The sequence below is a fragment of the Vibrio furnissii CIP 102972 genome, assembly GCF_000176175.1.
Taxonomy (GTDB): Bacteria; Pseudomonadota; Gammaproteobacteria; order Enterobacterales; family Vibrionaceae; genus Vibrio; species Vibrio furnissii.
Genome location: NZ_ACZP01000020.1, coordinates 207,243 through 231,216 on the forward strand (window position 1 = coordinate 207,243; position 23,974 = coordinate 231,216).

25 protein-coding genes and 1 other RNA gene are annotated in these 23,974 nt (G+C 51.6%); 10 read left to right on the forward strand and 16 right to left on the reverse strand.

All coding sequences use genetic code 11. From position 1 onward, the window contains the following. Positions 1-169 precede the first annotated feature (169 nt). Complete coding sequence (gene barA, locus VFA_RS21370; protein WP_004729137.1) at positions 170-2,971, forward strand: two-component sensor histidine kinase BarA; 2,802 nt, start codon at positions 170-172, stop codon at positions 2,969-2,971. Positions 2,972-3,041: 70 nt separating this feature from the next. Here the strand turns inward: barA and acpS are convergent, their stop codons facing one another. The 11 genes from acpS to rpoE form a co-directional block, all read right to left on the reverse strand. Further along, positions 3,042-3,419 carry a holo-ACP synthase gene (acpS, locus tag VFA_RS21375; RefSeq protein ID WP_004729139.1) on the reverse strand — a complete coding sequence of 126 codons (378 nt, stop codon included), beginning with the start codon at positions 3,417-3,419 and terminating at the stop codon, positions 3,042-3,044. Positions 3,420-3,424: 5 nt separating this feature from the next. After that, positions 3,425-4,156, reverse strand: coding sequence for a pyridoxine 5'-phosphate synthase (gene pdxJ, locus VFA_RS21380; RefSeq protein ID WP_004729141.1), 732 nt, complete (start codon positions 4,154-4,156; stop codon positions 3,425-3,427). Then, complete coding sequence (recO, locus tag VFA_RS21385; protein WP_004729143.1) at positions 4,153-4,878, reverse strand: DNA repair protein RecO; 726 nt, start codon at positions 4,876-4,878, stop codon at positions 4,153-4,155. The genes pdxJ and recO overlap by 4 nt, the downstream gene beginning before the upstream one ends. Positions 4,879-4,954: 76 nt before the next feature. Beyond that, positions 4,955-5,920 carry a GTPase Era gene (gene era, locus VFA_RS21390; RefSeq protein WP_004729145.1) on the reverse strand — a complete coding sequence of 322 codons (966 nt, stop codon included), beginning with the start codon at positions 5,918-5,920 and terminating at the stop codon, positions 4,955-4,957. Beyond that, positions 5,913-6,590, reverse strand: coding sequence for a ribonuclease III (rnc, locus tag VFA_RS21395; protein WP_004729147.1), 678 nt, complete (start codon positions 6,588-6,590; stop codon positions 5,913-5,915). The genes era and rnc overlap by 8 nt, the downstream gene beginning before the upstream one ends. A gap of 35 nt (positions 6,591-6,625) precedes the next feature. Next, positions 6,626-7,522, reverse strand: coding sequence for a signal peptidase I (gene lepB / locus VFA_RS21400; RefSeq protein WP_004729149.1), 897 nt, complete (start codon positions 7,520-7,522; stop codon positions 6,626-6,628). A gap of 92 nt (positions 7,523-7,614) precedes the next feature. Further along, a complete protein-coding gene (lepA, locus tag VFA_RS21405) occupies positions 7,615-9,408 on the reverse strand; it encodes a translation elongation factor 4 (RefSeq protein ID WP_004729151.1) in 1,794 nt (597 codons plus the stop codon). Between the two features lie 113 nt (positions 9,409-9,521). Continuing rightward, complete coding sequence (locus VFA_RS21410; RefSeq protein WP_004729153.1) at positions 9,522-9,992, reverse strand: SoxR reducing system RseC family protein; 471 nt, start codon at positions 9,990-9,992, stop codon at positions 9,522-9,524. Continuing rightward, positions 9,989-10,957, reverse strand: coding sequence for a sigma-E factor regulatory protein RseB (rseB, locus tag VFA_RS21415; protein ID WP_004729155.1), 969 nt, complete (start codon positions 10,955-10,957; stop codon positions 9,989-9,991). The genes VFA_RS21410 and rseB overlap by 4 nt, the downstream gene beginning before the upstream one ends. Next, positions 10,954-11,583: a sigma-E factor negative regulatory protein gene (locus tag VFA_RS21420; protein WP_038152699.1), complete on the reverse strand. Its 630-nt coding sequence runs from the start codon at positions 11,581-11,583 to the stop codon at positions 10,954-10,956. Before VFA_RS21420 ends, rseB begins: the two co-directional genes overlap by 4 nt. 30 nt (positions 11,584-11,613) lie before the next feature. After that, complete coding sequence (gene rpoE / locus VFA_RS21425; protein ID WP_004729159.1) at positions 11,614-12,186, reverse strand: RNA polymerase sigma factor RpoE; 573 nt, start codon at positions 12,184-12,186, stop codon at positions 11,614-11,616. Positions 12,187-12,646: 460 nt separating this feature from the next. On the opposite strand from rpoE, the gene nadB reads away from it, so the two are divergent. Next, positions 12,647-14,257, forward strand: a complete 1,611-nt coding sequence (gene nadB, locus VFA_RS21430) for an L-aspartate oxidase (RefSeq protein WP_004729161.1) — start codon at positions 12,647-12,649, stop codon at positions 14,255-14,257. 15 nt (positions 14,258-14,272) lie between these two features. Here nadB and VFA_RS21435 read toward each other — a convergent pair whose 3' ends face one another. Together VFA_RS21435 and VFA_RS21440 are read right to left on the reverse strand one after the other, a co-directional pair. Further along, positions 14,273-14,503, reverse strand: coding sequence for a hypothetical protein (locus tag VFA_RS21435; protein WP_231623435.1), 231 nt, complete (start codon positions 14,501-14,503; stop codon positions 14,273-14,275). A 130-nt stretch (positions 14,504-14,633) separates the two neighbouring features. After that, a complete protein-coding gene (locus tag VFA_RS21440) occupies positions 14,634-14,894 on the reverse strand; it encodes an FAD assembly factor SdhE (RefSeq protein WP_004729165.1) in 261 nt (86 codons plus the stop codon). A 149-nt stretch (positions 14,895-15,043) separates the two neighbouring features. Between VFA_RS21440 and ygfZ the strand changes: the two genes are divergently transcribed. The 3 genes from ygfZ to VFA_RS21455 all read left to right on the forward strand — a co-directional run bounded on the left by ygfZ (position 15,044) and on the right by VFA_RS21455 (position 17,259). Then, complete coding sequence (gene ygfZ / locus VFA_RS21445; protein WP_004729166.1) at positions 15,044-16,015, forward strand: tRNA-modifying protein YgfZ; 972 nt, start codon at positions 15,044-15,046, stop codon at positions 16,013-16,015. Then, positions 16,008-16,484 (forward strand): aminoacyl-tRNA deacylase, encoded by a 477-nt coding sequence (locus VFA_RS21450; protein ID WP_004729169.1) that lies wholly within the window; start codon positions 16,008-16,010, stop codon positions 16,482-16,484. Before ygfZ ends, VFA_RS21450 begins: the two co-directional genes overlap by 8 nt. Positions 16,485-17,052: 568 nt before the next feature. Beyond that, entirely contained in the window at positions 17,053-17,259 is a 207-nt protein-coding gene (locus tag VFA_RS21455; RefSeq protein WP_014204432.1) for a DUF1107 domain-containing protein, read from the forward strand. A gap of 67 nt (positions 17,260-17,326) precedes the next feature. Here VFA_RS21455 and VFA_RS21460 read toward each other — a convergent pair whose 3' ends face one another. Genes VFA_RS21460 through VFA_RS21470 form a run of 3 tightly spaced genes read right to left on the reverse strand, consistent with a single transcriptional unit; the run spans position 17,327 to position 20,341 of the window. Beyond that, on the reverse strand, positions 17,327-18,556 hold the full coding sequence (locus tag VFA_RS21460; RefSeq protein WP_004729173.1) for an FAD-dependent 2-octaprenylphenol hydroxylase: 1,230 nt from the start codon (positions 18,554-18,556) through the stop codon (positions 17,327-17,329). A gap of 13 nt (positions 18,557-18,569) precedes the next feature. Beyond that, complete coding sequence (gene ubiH, locus VFA_RS21465; protein ID WP_004729174.1) at positions 18,570-19,754, reverse strand: 2-octaprenyl-6-methoxyphenyl hydroxylase; 1,185 nt, start codon at positions 19,752-19,754, stop codon at positions 18,570-18,572. A gap of 11 nt (positions 19,755-19,765) precedes the next feature. Beyond that, positions 19,766-20,341, reverse strand: coding sequence for a YecA/YgfB family protein (locus tag VFA_RS21470; RefSeq protein WP_004729176.1), 576 nt, complete (start codon positions 20,339-20,341; stop codon positions 19,766-19,768). A gap of 242 nt (positions 20,342-20,583) precedes the next feature. Here VFA_RS21470 and zapA point away from each other — a divergent pair, with 242 nt between their 5' ends. The 5 genes from zapA to serA all read left to right on the forward strand — a co-directional run bounded on the left by zapA (position 20,584) and on the right by serA (position 23,945). Beyond that, a complete protein-coding gene (gene zapA / locus VFA_RS21475) occupies positions 20,584-20,892 on the forward strand; it encodes a cell division protein ZapA (RefSeq protein WP_004729178.1) in 309 nt (102 codons plus the stop codon). A gap of 17 nt (positions 20,893-20,909) precedes the next feature. Next, positions 20,910-21,093: non-coding RNA, 6S RNA (ssrS, locus tag VFA_RS23560), on the forward strand. Positions 21,094-21,095: 2 nt separating this feature from the next. After that, positions 21,096-21,686 carry a 5-formyltetrahydrofolate cyclo-ligase gene (locus VFA_RS21480; protein ID WP_004729180.1) on the forward strand — a complete coding sequence of 197 codons (591 nt, stop codon included), beginning with the start codon at positions 21,096-21,098 and terminating at the stop codon, positions 21,684-21,686. Positions 21,687-21,805: 119 nt separating this feature from the next. Beyond that, positions 21,806-22,462 (forward strand): ribose-5-phosphate isomerase RpiA, encoded by a 657-nt coding sequence (gene rpiA, locus VFA_RS21485; protein WP_004729183.1) that lies wholly within the window; start codon positions 21,806-21,808, stop codon positions 22,460-22,462. A gap of 253 nt (positions 22,463-22,715) precedes the next feature. Next, positions 22,716-23,945: a phosphoglycerate dehydrogenase gene (gene serA, locus VFA_RS21490; RefSeq protein WP_004729184.1), complete on the forward strand. Its 1,230-nt coding sequence runs from the start codon at positions 22,716-22,718 to the stop codon at positions 23,943-23,945. The last annotated feature ends 29 nt before the right edge of the window (positions 23,946-23,974 follow it).

The following is a 23,974-nucleotide window of genomic DNA, read 5'->3' on the forward strand; positions in this document are numbered from 1 at the left end:
TGTGCCTAAGTGTGATTTATATGATGGTTTTCGCCCCAGCATCACTATTCTGCTTGGGGAAGATTGTCGAAGTTACTGTACTTGAATTAAGCTAACCGCTTATTCGTAACGTCGGCGAATCATTTTGCCGGCTATTTTCCCATATCCACACCACGATGTTTAGACAATAATGACCCGATATGGCTTACGTGCGCGCGTAATTACTCTCACTCTGGCTCCGACCTTGATTATCGGGCTGCTGCTCAGCGCTCTGTTTTCGTTCAACCGCTATCACGATCTGGAAACGCAGGTCCTCAATGCCGGGGCAAGCATCATTGAACCGCTGGCCATTGCCAGTGAAGATTCGCTGAAAAATCAAAGTCGTGAATCCGTGCGTCGCATCATCAGCTACGCGCACCGCAAAAATTCGAAATTTGTTCGCAGTATCGCCGTGTTCGATGCGCGTCATGAGCTGTTCGTGACCTCGAACTTCCACCCGAATTTCGAAGCACTGATGTACCCGAAAGACAAACCGATTCCGGTGCTCAGCAGCTCGCAACTTGACGACAACACCCTCATTCTGCGCACCCCCATTTTGGCTGAAGGCCGCTTGGTTGAAGACAGCCTCAACGCGCAATCGACCCCGGTGCTGGGCTATATCGCGATTGAGCTCGACCTCTCATCGCTGCGTTTGCAGCAATATCAGGAAATTTTCTCCGCTTGCTTGGTGCTGATCATGGGCCTGCTGCTCTCGGGCGTGTTTGCTTTCCGTTTGATGCACGATGTGACGCGCCCCATCACACACATGAAGAACATGGTCGACCGCATTCGTCGAGGCCACTTGGATGTGCGGATTGAAGGCAAAATGCACGGCGAGCTGGATTCGCTGAAAAAAGGCATCAACGCAATGGCGGTGTCGCTGTCGGAATACCACGTGGAGATGCAACACAGCATCGACCAAGCCACCTCTGATTTACGTGAAACCCTAGAGCAGCTCGAGATTCAAAACGTCGAGTTGGACATCGCCAAAAAACGCGCACAAGAAGCCGCGCGGGTGAAATCGGAATTCTTGGCCAACATGTCGCACGAGCTGCGCACTCCGCTCAACGGCGTGATTGGCTTTACCCGTCAGATGCTGAAAACCCAATTGACCAACAGTCAGGCCGATTACCTGCAAACGATTGAAAAATCGGCCAACAATCTGCTGACCATCATCAATGACATTCTCGACTTTTCGAAACTAGAAGCGGGCAAACTGGCGCTGGAAAACATTCCATTTGAGTTCCAAGAAACGCTGGAAGAGGTGGTTAACCTGCAAGCCACCAGCGCGCACGAGAAAGGCTTGGAAATCACCCTGAAAGTGGATCCGAAGATCCCGGCCGGTCTGGTGGGTGACCCGCTGCGCATTCAACAAGTTCTGACCAACTTGGTCGGCAACTCGATCAAATTTACCGAACGTGGCAACATCGACATCAGCGTCGAAATGCGCTCGCAGCGTGATGATGTGGTGGAACTGCAATTTATGGTGCGCGACACCGGCATCGGGATTTCCGAGCGTCAGCAAGCGCAGCTATTCCAAGCCTTTAGTCAGGCCGACGCCAGTATTTCTCGCCGCTACGGCGGCACCGGGCTGGGCTTGGTGATTACTCAAAAACTGGTCAGTCAGATGGGCGGCGAAATCAGCCTGACCAGCCGACTGCACCAAGGGTCTACTTTCTGGTTTACCCTGCGCCTGCACATCACCGAAATGCCGATGAGCGACTGGCTGGATCCAAAAGCGCTGAGCCAAAAACAGTTGCTATTGGTGGAACCGAACATGCAAGCGGCATCGATTGTGCAGCAATTGCTGGTACAAGCGGGCCTCACCGTGACCTATCGTTCAGCGATGCCGGAAGAGTCGGATCACTTCGATTATGTACTGCTCAACCTCGCGCCAAGCAAAGAGACCGATGTCGAGTTGGTGGAACAGTGGGTGCAGCGCTCGATTGGCATTTCATCACACGTGATTATCGGGACACCAAGTACCGAGCTGGCGCTGGCCGACCTGCTGATGAAGCAGTATCCGGTGCAGTGTATTACCAAGCCGCTGTCGCGTAAGAAACTGCTGCAAACCCTGATCGCCCATCAACCTGTGGTGATCGACGCGCCCGCGCAAGCCGTGCCGGTGAAACAAGACAAGATGCCACTCACCGTGATGGCGGTCGATGACAACCCGGCCAACCTGAAACTCATCACAGCACTGCTGCAAGAGCGAGTCGAGGCGGTGGTTTCCTGCACCAACGGCCAAGATGCGATTGAGCAAGCGCGCCAGCGTCATTTTGATATCATTTTGATGGACATTCAGATGCCGCACATGGATGGCGTGACGGCGTGTAAGGCAATTAAACAACTGGAACTCAATCAGAATACGCCCGTGATTGCCGTCACCGCCCATGCGATGTCTGGCGAACGTGATCGCCTGCTGAAAGCAGGCATGGACGATTACCTCACCAAACCGATCGAAGAGCATATTCTGCAACAGGTTCTGGTGCACTGGAGTCCTGATTCGCTGCGACACGATGTCGACAAACTGGAACTGCCCGAGCCGATTGCCTTTGATGCCACCGCAATCCTCCATGAAGAGCCGGAACACAGCAACATCATCGTTGACTGGCAGGCAGCGCTCAAACAGGCGGCCAATAAGGAAGACTTAGCACGCGAGATGCTGAGCATGCTGGTCGAGTCGATTCCGGAAGTGAATCAGGTGGTGGCCATGGCGCTCGAAGACGATGAATATTCGATTGCCGATCTGCTCCATCACGTGCACAAACTGCACGGCAGTTGTTCGTACAGTGGCGTCCCTCGCTTGAAGAAAGTATGTGCCACGCTAGAGCAAACACTGCGCTCAGGCGCCAGTATCAGCGATGTCGAGCCAGAATTGTTTGAACTGCAGGATGAGATGGACAAGGTCATCGCCACCGCGCAACCTTACTTAACCGAGCAGCCCGAGTAGAGGGCTGCGACCGCAAACAAAAAAAGAGGTGCTCAGCACCTCTTTTTTATTGTTGCGATAGCGTTCTGCTTCACGCTTCGAGGATCACCGTCGCCACCGCATAATGGCGCTCGTCCGAAATGGTCAGATGCACCGACACCACGTGACTGCGCTGCGCCAGCTCCGCGGCTTTACCACTCAAGCGAAGCAGTGGCTTGCCCTGCTCATCATTGCTGATGGCAAAATCTTGGAAACTCACGCCCTGCGCGATGCCCGTCCCCAAGGCTTTGGAAGCGGCTTCTTTGGCAGCAAAACGCTTAGCTAGATAACGCCCTTGTTGCTTGAGGCCATCAAACTGCGTGAGTTCTTGCGCCGTCAGAATGCGCTCAGCAAACGCGCGGCCGCTGCGAGCGAGCGCTTTTTCAATGCGCTCAATTTCTGCGATGTCTGTGCCGAGTCCAACAATCATGCGAATTAACGACGTGCGTCGTCCATCACGGCTTTCATGTCAGCAACCGCTTTCGACAATCCATCAAACACCGCGCGACCAATGATCGCATGGCCGATGTTGAGTTCGTAGATTTCAGGAATCGCTGCAATCGCCGCCACGTTGTGATACGTCAGGCCGTGACCTGCGTTGACCATGATGCCTTGATCGGCCGCGTAGCTTGCTGCCGCGGCAATTTTCTTCAGTTCGTTTTGTTGATCCACTTCGCACGTTGCATCGGCATAATGGCCCGTGTGCAATTCGATGAATGGCGCGCCACACGCTTTCGCCGCGTCGATTTGTTCGCGGTCGGCGTCAATGAACAGTGACACTTTGATGCCCGCTGCAGTCAGTGTTTGCGTCGCGGCTTTAACTTTCTCCAACTGGCCCATCACGTCAAGGCCACCTTCAGTGGTCAACTCTTCACGCTTTTCCGGCACCAGACACACAAACTCTGGTTGCGTTTGCAGCGCAATCTCAACCATTTCATCGGTCACGGCCATTTCTAGGTTCATTCGAGTCTGAATCGTTTCACGCAGAATGCGTACGTCACGGTCCAGGATATGGCGACGGTCTTCTCGCAGGTGAACGGTGATACCATCCGCTCCCGCGCGCTCCGCAATTTCAGCCGCGTGCACAGGATCCGGATATTTGGTGCCGCGTGCGTTACGCAAAGTGGCGACGTGGTCGATATTCACACCTAAAAGAATTGAGCTCATTTTCCTACACTCCGTGCTCTGGGTTGCATTGCTTGCCGGAACAATTCCCGGCTTTTTAAAGGTTTACCGCCAAGATACGGCTTTAAGGCAATGCGTGTAAAGCGTTTTGCCGCCTGCAGTTGTTCTTTGGTGGTAAAGCGGCGTTCGCTGATCGCAATCAGTTCATTGCCAAGAAATGTCAGGTTATCGCGCCGCACCGACGCAATAAAGCCTTTTTGCTCGCGGTAACGATAGGTCATCGCTGGGTCTACCGGCTCCCCCGTTCCCGCGCAATGAAGAAAATCAACGCCATACCCAAGCGACGACAGCAGCGCCAACTCAAAACGGCGCAGCGGTGGTTCAGGGTTATCGCTTTGTGCCAGCTCAGTCAGGGCAAACAGGTAATCATGAAACAGACCCGGCGACGGCACTTCCGGCGCCAAGACGCGGCCAACCAATTCGTTGACGTACATGGCTGAATAGAGGTGAATGCCAGTCAGCGGCAGCCCGAGGCTGATCGCTTCGGCTTGGCGCAGCGTTTTCATCGAACTGTTGCCCGACCATTTGAGCAACAGTGGCGTAAACGGCTGCAACGCCCCTTTGAGGTTGGAGCGCTTGCTACGCGCGCCTTTGGCGAGCAACGTCAGCCGTCCGTACTCTTCGCTAAACACATCCAGAATCAGGCTGGTTTCGCTATACGGACGCCGATGGAGCACAAAGCAGCGTTGTAGACCGTCTGACATAGTGGGCAATCCGTTCTCGCAGTGGGCAAAGCGTCAATAAAACACTGGCCCCATAACGGAGCCAGTGCAGGAGAGATTATAGGTCGTCGATGTAACCCAGTGAGCGCAGCGCACGTTCATCGTCCGCCCAGCCCGATTTCACCTTCACCCAAGTTTCCAGATACACCTTGCGGCCAAACAGCTCTTCCATATCCAGACGCGCTTGGCTGCCGATGGTTTTGATCTTTTCACCTTTGTTACCAATCACCATTTTTTTCTGGCCGATGCGTTCCACCAGAATCAGGGCGTTGATATGGAAACCGTCGGTGTCCGGGTTGTAGTCAAAGCGTTCAATTTCCACGGTCACTGAGTAGGGCAACTCTTCACCGGTGAAACGCATCAGTTTTTCACGAATGATTTCTGATGCCATAAAGCGCTGTGAACGGTCGGTGACGTACTCTTCCGGGAAATGGTGTACCGCTTTTGGCAGATGATCGCGCACGTGCTTGCGCAGCACCTCAACGTTCTTGCCAAGCTTGGCGGAAATTGGCACTACATCGACGAAGTCCATCTTGTTCGACAGCTCCATCATGTGCAGCATGACGTCGTTGCGGTCTTTGACGTTATCGACTTTGTTGACACACAGTACGACCGGGAAGTTGGCATTCTTCAGCTTATTCAGCACCATCTCATCATCGGCGGTCCAGTGCGTACCTTCCACGACAAAAAACACCAGATTCACGTCGCTGAGCGAGCTGCTCGCCGCACGGTTCATCAGGCGGTTGATGGCGCGTTTTTCTTCAATGTGTAGCCCCGGTGTATCGACGTAAATCGCCTGATAATCACCATCGGTATCCACACCCATAATGCGGTGACGCGTGGTTTGTGGTTTGCGCGACGTGATCGAAATCTTCTGGCCGAGAATATTATTCAGCAGCGTTGATTTCCCCACGTTCGGACGACCCACGATCGCCACGAAACCACAGTGTTGATTGTCGGGTGAAGATGAACTTTCACCACTGGATGCAAAATATGCATCAATATCGAATTCTTGATCAGACATTTGTCAATTGCTCTAGTGCCGTTTCCGCAGCCGCTTGTTCTGCCTTGCGGCGGCTCGTACCTTTACCGATCACAGGCGCTCCGATGCCTGCAATGTCACACGCGACAGTGAATTCCTGATTGTGTGCTTCACCTTTAATATTAGTCACAGTGTAGACAGGCAGCGGTTTTCTTCTGCCTTGAAGGAATTCCTGCAAGCGCGTTTTCGGGTCTTTTTGCGAAACGCCCGGCTTAATCGCTTCCAGACGAGACTGATACCAGCTCAGCACTGTCGCGCGCGCCACTTCGATATCGCTATCGAGATAGATCGCACCGATAATCGCTTCTACTGCATCGGCCAAAATTGAATCACGACGGAAACCGCCACTTTTCAACTCGCCTGGACCTAATTTTAAGTAATCTCCTAGGTCGAATTCACGGCCCAGTTCTGCAAGCGTATTTCCACGCACGAGAGTGGCACGCATGCGACTCATGTCGCCTTCGTTCACTTTCGGAAAACGATGGTAAAGATCATCTGCAATGACAAAACTTAAAATTGAATCGCCCAGAAACTCAAGACGTTCATTGTGTTTACCATTGGCGCTGCGGTGTGTCAGCGCCAAAGAGATAAGCTCAGCATTGTTAAACTGATAGCCAAGCTTAGTTTCTAGTCTACTAATTGGAGAATTCATACTCTCTCGATGTGTTGCGATCAGCGCTCGCTGACCTAGTTAATGCCACCAATGCGGTTAAAACGCACACCAGTTGGAATCCAAGCCGGTAGCACGCTGTCTGACGCACGATCAAACTCAAAGCTGATCCAAATCGCCACCGCTTTACCGACTAAGTTTGCTTCTGGAACAAAGCCCCAAAAACGGCTGTCAGCACTGTTGTCACGGTTATCACCCATCACAAAGTAGTGCCCTTGTGGAACCACCCATTCGTTCACGCCACGGCGCGGTTGATAGTCGTTGACGTTATCAATACGCAGCGGGTTAATCAGAATGTTGTGCTTCACTTCACCCAACTGCTCATCAAGCTGAATCAGGGGGATGTTATTTTGAATGAACGGACTCTCCACCACGTTGGAAAGCTTCACTTGTTTGCATTGCGCTTCGCCTTTGGGCTGAATGCACACTTCTTTGGTGCTACTGTAACGCACGGTATCGCCCGGCATGCCGACGACACGTTTAATGTAGTCAACACTAGGCTCTTTCGGGTATTTGAACACCACAATGTCGCCACGATGCGGTTTACCCGTTTCGACCAATTGTGTCCGCCACACTGGATCTTTCAGGCCGTAGGCGTATTTCTCCACCAGAATAAAATCGCCCACCAGCAAGGTTGGCATCATCGAACCCGATGGAATCTGAAACGGTTCAAACACAAATGAACGCAGCACCAGCACAAACGCAATCACAGGGAAAATCGACACCGCGTTTTCCACCCACCAAGGTTGTGGATGAATTTTCGCCGTCAATGAGGCATCAATACCGTGGGTTTCACTTTGCAGTTGCGCCATTTTTGCTTGACGCTTCTTCGCCCACACCCATTTTTCCAGTGCCCAAATGACACCTGTCACGAGTGTGAAGATGACCAGAAAGAGTGAAAATGTATTCGCCATTGACTTCCCTTATCTAAAAATACGAAAAGTGAAAGAGCCGAGACCCTTTCACTTGAGAGTTAATGCAAGCAACTGACCGTCACCAATAGAGTTTAATCTTTGCCTACGTGAAGAATGGCCAAGAACGCCTCTTGAGGAAGCTCAACGTTACCGATTTGCTTCATGCGTTTCTTACCTTCTTTCTGTTTCTTCAACAGTTTCTTCTTACGGCTCACGTCACCACCGTAACATTTCGCCAGAACGTTTTTACGTAGCTGTTTCACCGTAGAACGCGCGATGATGTGGTTACCAATCGCCGCTTGAATCGCGATATCAAACATTTGGCGAGGAATGAACTCTTTCATCTTCTCTACCAGCAGACGACCACGTGACTGAGACTGATCTTTGTGCGTGATGATCGCCAGCGCATCCACTTTATCGCCGTTGAGCAGTACGTCGACACGTACCATGTTCGACGCCTCAAAACGCTGGAAGCCGTAATCGAGCGACGCATAACCGCGAGACGTTGATTTCAGACGGTCAAAGAAATCCAAGACCACTTCAGCCATCGGAATATCATAGGTCAATGCCACTTGGTTCCCGTGGTACACCATATCGACCTGAATGCCGCGTTTTTCGATACATAAGGTAATCACGTTACCCAAGTAATCGGCTGGCACCAGAATGTTACAGCGCGCAATCGGCTCACGAATTTCTTCAATATCGTTAATGGCCGGCAGTTTGGCCGGGCTATCCACGAGCATCAGTTCTTTGTCGGTTTTCAGAACTTCATACACAACGGTTGGTGCCGTGGTGATCAGATCCAGATCGTATTCACGTTCCAGACGCTCCTGAATGATTTCCATGTGCAGCATGCCAAGGAAACCACAACGGAAACCAAAGCCCAGTGCGGCCGACGTTTCTGGTTCGTAGAACAGCGAGGCATCATTCAGGCTCAATTTGCCCAGTGCATCACGGAACGCTTCGTAATCATCAGACGACACCGGGAACAGACCCGCGTAAACCTGAGGTTTCACTTTCTTAAAGCCCGGCAGTGGTTTGTCACAGCCGTTCTTCGCCAGCGTCAGGGTATCGCCCACAGGCGCGCCGAGAATGTCTTTAATACCACACACAACCCAGCCCACTTCACCCGTTTCGAGATCGTTCGTGTCGACTTGTTTTGGTGTGAAAATACCCAAGCGATCCACACCCCAAACCTGGCCCGTGCTCATCACTTTGATCTTATCGTTTTTCTTCAGCTTGCCGTTCTTGATACGTACCAACGACACCACGCCCAAGTAGTTATCGAACCACGAGTCGATGATCAGGGCTTGCAGGGGTGCATCAGGATCGCCTTCTGGCGCTGGAATCGCAGACACGATTTTTTCCAGCACTTCATCCACGCCCACGCCGGTTTTGGCTGAACAACGCACCGCATCGATCGCATCGATGCCGACGATGTCTTCAATCTCTTCAGCCACACGCTCAGGTTCTGCGGCAGGCAGGTCAATCTTGTTCAAGATTGGCACCACTTCCAGATCCATTTCGATCGCGGTATAGCAGTTTGCCAAGGTCTGAGCTTCTACGCCTTGACCTGCGTCGACCACCAGCAGTGCGCCTTCACACGCCGCTAGAGAGCGTGACACTTCATACGAGAAGTCCACGTGTCCAGGAGTGTCGATGAAGTTAAGTTGGTAGGTTTCGCCATCTTTTGCATGGTAATCGAGAGTCACACTCTGCGCTTTGATGGTGATGCCACGCTCACGTTCAAGATCCATGGAGTCCAGAACTTGCTCGGCCATTTCACGGTCGCTTAATCCACCACAGACTTGGATTAAACGGTCAGATAGGGTCGATTTACCATGGTCAATGTGGGCGATAATCGAAAAGTTACGAATGTGCTTCATAGGTTTGGGATGACTAAACTCTTACTAATTAGGACATAAGAAAGGCCGCATCTGGCGGCATTTCATTCAAGTTGGCCGATTCTACCCAATTTCGTTGGGGTTCGCACCATAATTTAGGCGATGGGTTGCCCAAGCACGCGCAGCAGAACCACCTCTTGTGCAGAGCGTTTCTCCAGTTGTGTCGAACCCCGTTTGGCCATCGCGATGCCTAATCCAATAAACAGCAGCGAGGTAAGAATGATGATGCCCTCCCCCATGCCAAGCAGCGGAGCCAACCACGCGTCCGCTAACCAAGCGCCGAGGATCATCATCAGCAGCGGCACCAGATACACCAGCGCGGCCGATTGCAGCAGGCTTTTCTCAGGAAAACCAATTTCAACCACCTGGCCTTGCTCTACTTTTTTATCGGTATCCAATTGCCAGAACAGCGCTTTATTGCCCACCGCTTTGGAGACAATGCCCGTGCCACAACTTTTTGAAGACGCACAACCGCTGCAACTGGTTTGTTGCTCGCAACTGAGTTCAACATGATAGCCGTGTTTTTGGCTGGCAACGGCGGTCACTGTGGCTAAGGCTGTCATCATGGTTTGGGCGCTCCGTCGGTATGGAACACCACAGACTGAGCGATGCGTTTGGCGGTATCGGGCGGAATGTCACCCACCACCGAGATTTCGCTGTCGCCTTTTACAAAGCTGTGCAACGTGCGGCGGCCTTGGCGAACCAATTGACCTTTGAGTGAATAGTTGTCACTGGCAGAGACGTACACCGAGAAGCTAAATAGCCCATCCGAGAACATTTGGCTTTCCACCAAGCGTTCGGTAATCGCCATGCGGTAACGGTTCAGTTCCAATGGTTTAAAGCCTTCCGGCGTCCAACCCACCGACCAAAACGTGTCGGTAATATTGCCTTTCGGCAGCGACAGGACTTCCGGCAGTTGGACTTTGTTCAGCCCAGACATCAGCTCCGCCAATTTGTCACTGATGGAGTAAGAAATGGTGCGGTATTGCTCCAGCACTTCCCCATCACGATCCACCAGATCGGCGCGCAACGGCAGGTTACTGTGCTCGTCGACCCACAACACATAGGAGTAACGCAGGCCATCTTTCGGCACGATACGCAGCACTTGGCATGCCGCGCCCGCTTCACGGGCTCGACCCACTTTGACGAAATCGTAATATTGGCTGAGCTCATTCACATCGCTGTTGAGCATCGGAATGGTCGGGGCGACCATGTTGCCCGATTCGATAGTAAAGGGCTCCACTCCCGGCTCAACATAACTGACCTCGTTGCCGCGACGAATCACTTCGCGCACCGGACCGCTGAGGTACACCAAGTGAGCCAACTGTTGATCGTTCGCTTCACGCGCATGACGATACAACAACGGTTCAATGCTGTTTTTCTTAATCAGGATATAAGACAGTTCATAATTGAGATGCTGACTGGCATCGTTCATTTGATGCAACAAAGCCTCTGCAGACTCTTCCTCTGCAAAGGCTGGATTGATGCTCAAACTGAACAGTGTCAGTGCACTGATCAGAAATTTCTTCATTCAACTACCGGTTCGACTGGATCGGAATGAGAGCCTAAGTTCTCACTGTTCAATCTTAATTGAAGTTCATAGTCTTGCAGCAACGCATTCACACGGCGACGTTGTTCTTGCACGTTCGCTTCATTGCTGTGGCGTTCAACAGATTCGCGCGTCAGGCTAACAGGTTCTGCACTGCCTGAAAACGGAATCGTTTGAAGCACTGGCAATTGATCTTGCTGTGGCGTCGCACCATCGGTGCCACCATATTGCTGAACGCCCAAAATTACCGCTAAAGATACGCAAGCCGCGACCGCGACTTGACCAAACTGGGATAACCAAGCCGGTAACTGACGACGCGCTTGCTCAGGCTTAGGCTGAGACTCAATGCGAGCTTGGTTGATATCGGTAATATGGGGCGTGGCAGTGCTAAACGTCGAATGCGCCGGTTCATTTTCCAACGCGAGTGCGACACTTTCAGCGATATTCCATTCTGGTCGCTCAGGCGCCTCACCACGCAGCACATCACCAATCAGATGGTAATTTTTCCACGTGTCGAGACCGTCGCGGTCGCTGGCCAATTCTTGAATTAGCAGCTTATCGACCAGTTCTCCATCCATGAGCGCTGAAAGTTTCTCTTTGTCAGCCATTATTTTCACCATTGTTGTTGCTCGTTAGCGCTATAAAAGAGGTTTAATTCTTTTTTCTACCGCCTCACGAGCACGGAAGATACGAGAACGCACCGTACCTACGGGGCAATCCATGACTTCAGCGATGTCTTCATAGCTTAAGCCTTCTAGCTCTCGCAATGTCATCGCGGTTTTCAAATCTTCAGGCAACGCTTCTATCGCACTAAACACCGCCTGCTTTAACTCTTTGGACAGCGTAATGTTTTCTGGGTTCGATATTTCTTTTAATGCGTTGCCGCTTTCGTAAAATTCAGCTTCTTCAGCATCAACATCGCTTGCCGGCGGACGACGGCTTTGTGCCACGATGTGATTTTTTGCAGTATTAACAGCAATACGGTAAAGCCAAGTGTAAAACGCACTTTCGCCGCGAAAGGTCGGAATCGCACGGTAAGCTTTGATAAAGGCTTCCTGCGCAACATCCGCCACATCTCCTGAATTGCTCACATACCTGGAAATAAGATTGCAGACCTTGTTTTGATATCTCAGTACCAAAAGATTAAACGCTTGCTTATCTCCGTTCTGAACTCGCTCAATCAACACTTGATCGGTCAGCTGCTCGTTCATTCGAGCGGTTACTCCTATTGTTATATTCCGTACCTTCTCAGATATGGACTCTAATGATGCAAAATGTTGCCTTGACACCACTGCCTACATGAGCACTATTGTGACTCAGCCGCGCAGGGAAAGTTCAATTCTGTGTGAATTTTTTTACCATTCACCCACCGCATTGTGATGTAATCTAGGTTCCTGGAAATCTCCCTGAATAGTGGGGACAGGAGTCAGAAAAGACAATAGCATTTACAATGTATTGCTTTTAGCGCGAAGATAATACCCTCAAGAGCATGTCGGTCATGCCCATCTCAACCGAACATTTTGAGGTCAATGGACTCACGTTGCATGGTTCCCTGACCATAGGTTACTCAGATGACACATTGCCCGCTCACGGCCAATGGGAACTCAGCGTGCTGTATTTTAAACTTAGAGTAGGATAACTCTAACTGGAGTTCGGGAATATAAACATTTTATGAACGCTAACCGAGAACATCAGTGCGATGTATTAGTCGTGGGAAGTGGTGCAGCAGGCTTGTCGTTAGCCCTGCGTATAGCCAAACATTGCAACGTCATCGTACTGAGTAAAGGACCTCGCAGCGAAGGGTCGACCTATTACGCTCAAGGCGGGATTGCCGCGGTGTTTGATGAATCAGACAGCATTGATTCACACGTCCAAGATACCCTTATCGCTGGCGCAGGGATTTGCGAGCAAGAGACCGTTCGTTTTATTGCGGAGCACGCCAAAGAGTGCGTGCAGTGGTTGATCGACGGCGGCGTGCCGTTCGATAAAGAAGAAGATAGCGACGAAGAAGAGCCACGTTATCACCTCACTCGCGAAGGGGGTCACAGCCATCGCCGCATTCTGCATGCTGCCGATGCGACCGGCATGGCCGTGCAAACCTCCTTGCAAGACAACGTCCACAATCATCCAAATATCACCTTGTTGGAACGCTACAACGCGCTCGATTTGATCACCGAGGATAAAATCGGTGGCCGCGCCGATAAAGTGGTTGGCGCCTATGTGTGGAACCGCAACGAAGAACACGTGGAAGTGATTCATTCGAAGTTTGTTGTCTTGGCAACCGGCGGGGCATCGAAGGTATATCAGTACACTTCCAACCCCGATGTCTCTTCCGGTGACGGCATCGCGATGGCATGGCGTGCCGGGTGTCGCGTGGCCAACTTAGAATTTAACCAGTTCCACCCGACCTGTTTGTATCACCCAGATGCGCGAAACTTCCTGCTGACCGAAGCGCTGCGCGGCGAAGGCGCTTACTTGCGTCGCCCAGATGGCTCACGTTTTATGCCCGATTTTGACGAACGCGCCGAACTGGCGCCGCGTGATGTCGTGGCGCGCGCGATTGACTTTGAAATGAAGCGTCTGGGCGCAGACTGCATGTATCTCGATATCAGCCACAAACCGGCCGACTTCATCGAAAAGCATTTCCCGATGATCTACAGCCGCTTGATGGATCTGGGCATCGACATGACCCAAGAGCCGATTCCGATTGTTCCAGCCGCGCACTACACCTGCGGCGGCGTGATGGTCAATCAGAACGGACAAACCGACCTTGAGCAGCTCTACGCGATTGGCGAAGTCAGCTACACTGGCCTGCACGGTGCCAACCGCATGGCCTCAAACTCCTTGCTGGAGTGTGTGGTTTACGCGTGGTCGGCGGCCAAAGACATTCTCAGCAAACTGAAAGACGCGCAGTTGCCCCCTAGCCTGCCCGGTTGGGATGAAAGTCAGGTCACTTGCTCAGATGAAGAAGTGGTGATTCAGCATAACTGGCACGAACTGCGCCTATTTATGTGGGACTACATGGGCATTGTGCGCACCGACAAGCGCTTGGAGCGCGCCTTACGTCGCATTCAACTGCTGCAACAAGAAACCCACGAGTACTACAGCAACTTCCGTGTGTCGAACAACCTGCTGGAACTGCGTAACTTGCTGCAAGTGGCAGAACTGATGGTGCGTTGTGCGATGCAGCGTAAAGAGAGCCGTGGCTTGCACTACACGCTGGACTATCCGGAGCTTGCAGAAGACAGCGGCCCGACGATTTTGACGCCGGATCAAGCATAACATCCAACGGGAGCGCTACAGCTCCCGTTTTAATCTCACCAACAATTGACGATATTCAACCTCTGAACAGCTATCACGCCACAACAACCAACGCAGCCCTGGCCCTTCGATGATCACAAACGCCCCCGCAAACAAACATTGCACGCGTGTGATCGCATGACGCGCCTCTCCTATCACTAAGTAGCCAGAAAAATCGAACGCGACCTCACCACGCAGTGCTGGCGTCAACCAATGATGCAGCGGCACACGCAGGCTCATGCCAATAATGAGTAATGTAACAACAAGGGGAATCGGAGAGAGAAGTAACGCCCACAGCCCCCCTCCCCAAACAAGGATGGCGGCAATGCAGGCGTGATAAGAAGGTGTGAGGTGGAGCTTAACGCACTTTGCTGAGGTTATGAGCGACAATCTTGTCTACCATCGCGGCGTGACCAAGATTCTCGGAACGACCATGGCCCATGACCCAAGTAAACAGATCCGGATCATCACACTCAAGCAAAGACACAAAGTCTTGCTGTTCTGATTCACTCAACGTATCAAAACACTCTTCGAAAAATGGCATGATGACCACATCAAGCTCTAACATTCCACGACGACAGGCCCATTTAATACGCGCTTTTTCTTCCGCGGTGTACATCGGTTATCCTCACCTTATGATTATTTTCCGCCAAGTCTATCAAACACCGGGCTTGCTCAACTAGTAGCTCAGTCACAGTCCCTGTTCAAGCTGACAAAAAAGTTGATCCAGATTAACATAGTGGAAATTATTTCACTTAGGTGAAGGACATGAACTGGAAAACTACATTTGCTCCGCTCAGTGTCAACGCCAGCGATACGCTGCCTGAACTGATGCTCACTCATCTCGATTCTTGGGGTGCGATCACCATGGTCGGCGCTGACAAGAAAAACTACCTGCAGGGCCAAGTGACCTGTAACGTCGTCACCCTAACTGCCGAACAATCGATCTTTGGTGCACACTGTGATGCCAAAGGGAAAGTGTGGTCGGTATTTCGTTTGTTCCATCATCGTGATGGGTACGCCATGTTCCAGCCCAAATCTGCGATTGAAGCCGAACTGCGCGAACTGAAAAAATACGCCATTTTCTCCAAAGTCGAGATTGCCGAAAGCCCAGACATCGCACTCGGCGTGATTGGCACGCAGGCGCAAGCCTACATCGATCGCCTCAGCGATGCACAGGGGGATGTACGCGCGATTGACGGCGGAACAGCCGTTCGCATTAGCGAACAACGTTGGCTGTTGCTGGTCAATGAACAGACCGCAGAACAGCTGACCACCAGCACCGATGCCACACGAGTCGACGCCGCACTGTGGACTCGTTTTGACATCGAAGACGCGATCCCCGTGATTGAACGTGCCGATCAAAACGAACACATTCCGCAAGCCGTGAACGTTCAGGCAGTCGATGGCATCAGCTTTACCAAAGGCTGTTACACCGGTCAGGAAACCGTTGCGCGCGCGAAATACCGCGGCATCAACAAACGGGCAATGTACATTGTCTCGGGCAATGTAACCACGCCACTGTCCGACAGTGACGCACACGAGATGGAACGCTCTGTGGGTGAAAACTGGCGCAGTGCGGGTCGCCTGATGGCGCACTACACCTTTGCCGATAACACCGCTATGGGTTTGATTGTGTTGCCTAACAATCTGGAAGAAGGCACGGAACTGCGTTTGACGGCACAACCCTCCACCCGTTGGACGATTCAACCGCTGCCTTATTCATTGGATGATGAATAACGCATTCAGCACGCCAATCACGCAGTATCTGGATGCGCAGCAGGTGCCCTATCGCCTGCTGCCGCATGCAACGCACGCCACCACCATCGAGGCGGCGGCCCGCCAACGCGGCATTGAGCCCGCTCAGATGGTCAAATGCATTTTACTGCGCGATATGGGCGATCAGCTGGCCTTAGCGTGCGCGCCTGGCGATCGCAGTGTGGATCCCAAAAAAGTGCGCGCGCTGCTCCATTGGCGGCGAATGACCTGCGTGGATCTTTCGCAAGTCGAGCCCATCACGGGTTATGCCATCGGCACCGTCACCCCGTTGTTACTCAAAACACCGATGCCGATCATTTTTGATCATGCAATTTTGCAACACACGCTCGTCACCATCAGCAGCGGATCGACGTTGGCAGGCATTGCACTCGACGTAAACGATCTCGTCCACCTTTGTCGCCCTCAGTTTGCACACATTCAACGTGAATAAGTGATGCAAACCATGCAATCCATTACATGTGATCGTGATCAAGTTCTAAATTAAGATCATTTTGTTATGAATTTTTATACAATTTACAAACATAAATAGTCACAACTTTTTTTTTAGTTTACTCTCTCCTGCGTTGGTTAAAGTTCACGCAGAGGTACGACTCTGTTGATATCCTTCGCCAACAAAAAAGTGAATCCACTGATTGTTTCAGGACATCCACTTTTTGTGTAATGCATCTGTGACTATTTCGCCCGCATCTGATTGCGGGCTTTTTTTATACAAAAACATGACATCTTTTTTACCTTTTTTGCTGAAAGCCAACTATTCTTAAAACTGTCATATTGCTGTGGCTAAATAAGCGCCGTCTCAAGCCACGGAGAAGTTTTATCCACCCTATTTATTTGAGGTAAAGGTCACGCAATTATGGATATTTATCCATAAATTTGCTCAAGGCAGCACAAATATCTAATTTAGTCAGTAAACACTGCATGTATCCCTAGCTCAATCACACTATTTTCTTGGGGAATTTCTTATAATCTGCGGTGTGAAAACAACAAAGGATCGAAGTATGAGACTGTTTAAGCGCTATACGCCAGGTATGATTGCTAAACACGTAAGTCGTCTTTTTAAAGGAAGAATTTATATCTACGGGGTTGGTAAGTTTGAATTTGATAACGGCAAGCTGATATTGCCGGACCGCGCAGAACGGCGCCACTACCAAACCGTCAAAGAGGTCAACCAAGAGATCATGCGACTACGCTGCGCATACGCATAATTGACTTCACCACGATAGAATGAAAAAAAGGGTTGGCCATCGCGCCAACCCTTTTGCATTGTATGGATTACGCCGTCGGCGACGTCCGCTGCGTTTTCGCCAGTTCCGGCAGATTGCCTTTGAGTCCCAGTGCATATTTCATGATTTCGTCTTTCGCACCCGGCAATTGCCCTGCCAAGCGCATCCCGATACCACGAATCAATTTCTTGGCTGGGTTATTGCCTGCAAACAGGTCTTTAAAACCTTGCATAGCCGCAATCATCTTCGCCGCTTCCGCTTTGCGCCAGCGCTCATACCCACGTAGGTTGCGCTTGCTGCCGATATCTTGCCCTTGGTGCCACAACGCCATCACTTCCTGCGCCAAACTCGCCGCGTCCAGCAAACCAAGGTTCACGCCTTGACCCGCCAAGGGGTGAATGGTGTGCGCTGCATCGCCGACCAACGCAACGCGCTCGACGACAAAGTCTCGGGCATAACGCATTTTAAGCGGGAACGCATGACGCTCGCCCACCACCTCGCACACGCCCAGTTTGGCGTCAAATTCCGCCGTCAGTGCTTTGTTGAACGCTTGAGCATCAAGCCCGACCAAGTGCTCGGCACGATTTGGGTCGGTCGACCACACGATCGAACTCATGTACGGATTCCCCAGCGGCAAAAAGGCCAAAGGCCCTTGTGGAGTGAAGATCTGGCGCGCGATCGATTCATGCGGTTCGGTGGTGCGCACATTCGCAACCACAGCACTGTGGCCATAATCCCAATGGGTGAGCGGAATATCTTGCTGCTTGCGCACCCAAGAGTTGGCACCATCAGCGCCCACCACCAACTTGGCAGTCAGCGCCTGACCGTTATTGAGCGTCAGCCACGCTTCGCTTTCGCCAATCGCTAAACTTTGGCACGTTGCCGGCATGTACAAAGAGACATTCGACTGCTGCTTCACTTGCTCCAACAGCGCCAACTGAATCACGCGGTTTTCAACAATGTGTCCAAGATTGGGCTGCGTCAGATGGTTCGCATTGAATTCGATGCGCGCGAAACTATCTTGCTCCCACACTTCCATCGCCTGATAGGGCGCGGCGCGGCGGGCGGTGATGCCCTGCCAAGCATTGAGGTTTTGCAACATAATCTCGCTAGAACGGCTGAGCGCCGACACGCGCACGTCCGGCAACTCGCTCAATCCTTCTTGGGGTAATTTGCCTTCAATCACCGCAATTCGTAGTTCGGTATTTTTAAATGCCGCGGCGAGAGCAAGCCCGACCATGCCGCCGCCAACAATCGCAATATCCACGCTTTGCATCATAATTTCGTACCTTTTATCGATTCACCACACCCAGCGTGCGGCGCAGCAACGGAGATTTCAGCATTGGCAGATTATCCATCGCAGCCAAGCCCAGATTTCGCCCAATGCTCAACGTCAGCCAGTCGTTGGAAAACAGGTGTACCAGCGTCGACGTCAGTGTAATGGTGGCTTCGCGATCCGCTTCACGGCGCTGCCTAAACCGGTTGAGCTGCGCATAACTACCGATCGCATCGCCGGCGGTGAGTTCTTCGGCCAGTGTTGCCACATCGCGAATGCCTAAGTTGAATCCTTGCCCCGCAATCGGATGCAGCGTTTGCGCCGCATTGCCGACAATCGCAAAGCGGTGAGAAATGTTCTGTTCACGGTAACGCAGCAACAGTGGGTAAGCACTGCGCTCGCCTGCTTTGATCAAGCGCCCTAGACGCCAGCCAAAGGCCGTTTGCAATCGCGCTAAAAACTCACTATCGCTGCATTGCATGACTTGCGCCGCTACTTCAGGAGGTAAACACCACACCAGCGACAAGCGGTTGTCACTCATCGGCAGCAGCGCCACTGGGCCGGTCGATGTAAAGCGTTCAAAAGCACGGCCTCGATGTGGCTCACTCGCCACCACATTGGCAATGATCGCTACTTGGTTAAAGTCGTGTTCTGTGAGTGCCAATCCAATTTGTTGACAACACGTCGACACGGCGCCATCGGCCGCGACCAGCAATTGGCCTCGCAGCGATTCACCGCTATTGAGTGTGACCGTCACCGCATCATTGTGACGCTCGACCGTAGAGACGCTGGCTGGACAGAACACATGAATCGCAGCACTTTGCGCCATTTTTTCTGCGTAAATGCGGCCCACGTGTGCCAATTCAACCACATATCCCAGCGCATCCACGCCAGCCGATTCGCGCGTGATATCGGTCATACCGGCATGCGAGCGATCCGACACATGAATCTGGGTGATCGGCGTGGCTACAGGGGCAATCGCTGGCCATAAAGCCAACTGGCGCAGAATACCCACCGTCCCATAAGAGAGTGCAATCGAGCGGGCATCGAACCCCGGATGCGCGTGATGATCCGTCTGATATGCTTCAATCACCGCGATGTTGAGACGCCCCTGACTCAACGTATCTAGCGCTAACGCCAACGTTGCGCCAGCCATGGCGCCACCAGCAATAATCACATCAAAAGATTTTGCCTCGCTCACTGCCGCCTCACTTAGTGAATTGTTGGTTCTGAAGCTTGTTGCGGTTTGGCGCCAAACTCTGCGTGCAGCGTCAAAACGCAAGCTTTCACATGCTCAATGACTTGCTCAAGCAATTGCGCTTGCTCGTCCATGTCATCGTCTTCATCAATGCCCAGCTTCGAGATCTCTTCCAGATCCTCTAACGCTTCTTTGGCTACGTTGGAGGCGCTTTGTACTTTCGCCCCCACCAAACCGAGGCCAGAAATAAAATGGTTCACCCATTCCGCCACGCTGTCGGCAAACTGAAAGAGCGCTTCGTCACCGTCAGTTGTTGGCAGCATCAGGGTCACTTCCAGATCCGTACTGGTCAATTCTGCGTTGGTCGCGGTAAGCGTTTGCTCTGCCAGCGCCAGCACTTGCATCGGCCAGCCCATCCCATCATTGGTATAATCAAAAATCAGCGGCTGCCAACTTTTATCATTCAAACTCAAACCACCAGCCAGCATGCCGGTCAGTAAGCCGTGCAATTCTGCCGGAGTGACCCCCAGCGATGCCGATTGCAGTTCGGAGGCTAAGTTTGCATAATTTGGAAACGTGTTGTCGCTCATAATGGGCTCGTCGTTGAAAAAATATGTTTAATCGTACCACTTCAACGATCCGGCGAAAACGCTCACGTCAGCAATTGTGACCAGCTTTTATGCAAATTGCCCAAGAACTGTGTTTTTGCCCAACCAAATCCAGCTTACGCGTGTGAAAAGCTTGAATCTTAGGAACGCTTTACCTATAGTTTGACCCTCGATGGTCACGTAAGCGATATCATCTTTAGTTACGCCAATAGAGTTCATTTATCATGAGTAATCAAGCGGTTGACGTTGAAATTTTAGGCAAAGTGACACGGGTTAATTGTCCGGCAGGCGAAGAAGAATCCCTGTTACGTGCCGCACAGGACCTCGACCAACGATTGAAAGATATGGCCGATCGTACTAAGGTATCGAATGAGGTAAAGCTACTGACAATCGCCGCGTTGAACATCTGTTACGAGCTGCAAACCAAGCAGCAAGAGAAAGACGGTCATCAATCGGCCATCAATGAGCGAATGGAAAAGCTCACCGCTTCACTTGAAGAAGCACTCAGTAAAGTCAAGCCAGGAGAGCTGTAGCCTTTACCATCCAAAGTTTTACCCTGGAGTGTTCGTCAGCGGATTTATGTCCCTGAGCCGATAAGCAACACGTAAGGGTTAGTACTTGGTAGCTATTGAGCATGCTCGGCTCGTACCGAGAAGCCTACGGTTATCCTTGCTGATCCGCCTTGAACCAGCTGGTTCAAGGGCTACAATCCTCAACGGCACTCTGGGGTTCCTCTATGCAATACTCTCGTCAGACGCTACGTAAGCACATTCGTCAGCAACGCAATCAACTGTCCAGCGACACGCAATACCAAGCCAGTCAGGATCTGATTCGCCGCTTTTCAACGCTACCGGAAATGCAGACCAGCCATCACATTGCGCTCTATTTATCCACCGATGGCGAGCTCGACACCCAGCCGCTGATCGACTGGTTGTGGTCACAAGGCAAAGCCGTCTATCTTCCCGTGCTGCATCCGTTTTCTGCCGGTCACCTGCTGTTTCTTCACTATCAAAGCACCACACCGATGACTTATAACAAATTTGGTATTCTCGAGCCCAAGCTCAACCAAACCTTAGTCAAACCGGTGAAAGAACTCGACCTGATCTGCACGCCATTGGTGGCGTTTGATTCCCACGGCCATCGCCTCGGCATGGGAGGCGGCTACTACGATCGCACCCTCGCGCACTGGTTTCAAACCGGTGAAGGCGCCATGCCTTTGGGATTGGCGCATGATTGCCAACATGTTGATCAACTGCCAGTCGAAACTTGGGATGTTCCCCTACCGAAGATTGTCACGCCGAGCCAGATTTGGCACTGGAAAGCGTGATCACTGCAAAATTAAGAGCACGGATAATGCCGCTATCGGAGTACATCTCCCGTTGGTTTGAGGGTATAATCGCGCCGCGCAAACGCGTTCCCCCACAGAATCGAAATCAGGAGAAAGGCATGACTCAAGATGAAATGAAAAAAGCCGCCGGTTGGGCTGCACTGAAATATGTAGAAAAAGGCAGCATTGTTGGTGTCGGTACCGGTTCAACGGTGAATCACTTCATCGATGCTTTGGGGTCGATCAAAGATGGCATCAAAGGCGCAGTTTCAAGCTCAATTGCGTCCACCGAGAAACTCAAGGGCCTCGGCATTGAGGTGTTCGATTGTAACGATGTGGCTGGCTTGGACGTGTACGTCGATGGCGCGGACGAAATTAACCCACAGCGCGAAATGATCAAAGGCGGTGGTGCGGCGCTGACGCGTGAAAAAATTGTGGCGGCCATTGCCGACAAATTCATCTGTATCGTCGATGGCACCAAAGCGGTTGACGTCCTGGGAGGATTCCCGCTCCCCGTAGAAGTGATTCCAATGGCGCGCTCTTATGTGGCACGTGAACTGGTCAAACTGGGCGGTGATCCGGTGTATCGTGAAGGTGTTCTGACCGACAACGGCAACATCATTCTAGACGTGCACAACATGCGCATCACAGACGCCAAAGATCTGGAAAGCAAAATCAACGCGATTGCAGGCGTGGTGACCAACGGTCTGTTCGCTCACCGCGGAGCGGATGTGGTCATTACCGGTACCCCTGAAGGGGCGAAAATCGAAGAATAAGATTGGAAAAAACGTCTTCTTTCCGTCATTAGATTACAAACGGCACACTGGGTGCCGTTTTTTATTTCTTTTCTCGAAGAAAATTATGCCTTATTCCGTAATTTTCTTACCCAAAACAAAAAAAGTTTGTTAATTTATTGCGTAGAAGATACGCAATGCAAACGTTTGCTTTGTTATAAAAGGCTCAGTTATTACACGTTTCGCTTGATGTTCGCTTCATTTGCCCACCTTCCCATATTTAAGGACGAGAATAATGGCCAAAGTTTCACTGGAAAAAGACAAAATTAAAATCCTACTCCTTGAAGGACTTCACCCATCATCAGTTGAAGTGCTGCAAGCTGCTGGCTATAGCAACATCGAATACCACAAGGGCTCCTTAGAAGAATCAGAATTGCTCGAAGCGGTGAAAGATGTTCACTTCATTGGTATCCGTTCACGCACAAACTTGACGGAAGAAGTCATCAACGCGGCAGAGAAACTGGTCGCAATCGGCTGCTTCTGTATCGGTACCAATCAAGTCAACCTGAATGCAGCCGCCAAACGCGGTATTCCAGTGTTCAACGCGCCGTTCTCCAATACTCGTAGTGTGGCTGAGCTGGTTCTGGGTGAAATCCTATTGCTGCTACGTGGCATTCCAGAGAAAAACGCCCTGGCTCACCGCGGTATCTGGAAGAAAAGCGCCGACAACTCTTACGAAGCCCGTGGTAAACGCCTAGGCATCATCGGTTACGGCCACATCGGTACTCAATTGGGTATCATTGCAGAGAACTTGGGGATGCACGTGTACTTCTACGACATCGAAAACAAACTGTCGTTGGGCAACGCCACTCAAGTGCACACCATGAGCGAGCTACTGAATAAATGTGACGTGATTTCGCTGCACGTCCCAGAAACACCAGAAACCAAGAACATGATGGGCAAAGACGAATTTGCACGCATGAAACCCGGTTCAATTTTCATCAACGCCGCACGCGGCACCGTGGTCGACATTCCAGCGTTGTGTGATGCGATGGAATCGGGTCATCTAGCTGGCGCGGCCATTGACGTATTCCCAACAGAACCAGCATCCAACAAAGAAGCGTTTGAATCTCCGCTGATGCAATTTGACAACGTGATCCTGACACCGCATGTGGGCGGCTCCACTCAGGAAGCACAAGAAAACATCGGGATTGAAGTGGCTGGCAAGCTGGCGAAATACTCAGACAACGGGTCAACGCTCTCAAGCGTTAACTTCCCTGAAGTGTCGCTGCCTGAACATCGTCAAGCGTCTCGTCTGCTGCACATTCACGAGAACCGTCCCGGTATTCTGACGCAAATCAACACCATCTTTGCGCAAGACGGCATTAACATTGCCGCGCAGTACCTGCAAACCTCAGCCAACATTGGTTATGTGGTGATTGACGTTGAAAATGCACGCTCAGAAGAAGCCCTCGCGAAACTGAAAGGGATCGACGGCACCATTCGCGCGCGCATCCTGCACTAAGCGCCCCGCCAGCGGCGTATCGACGCCGC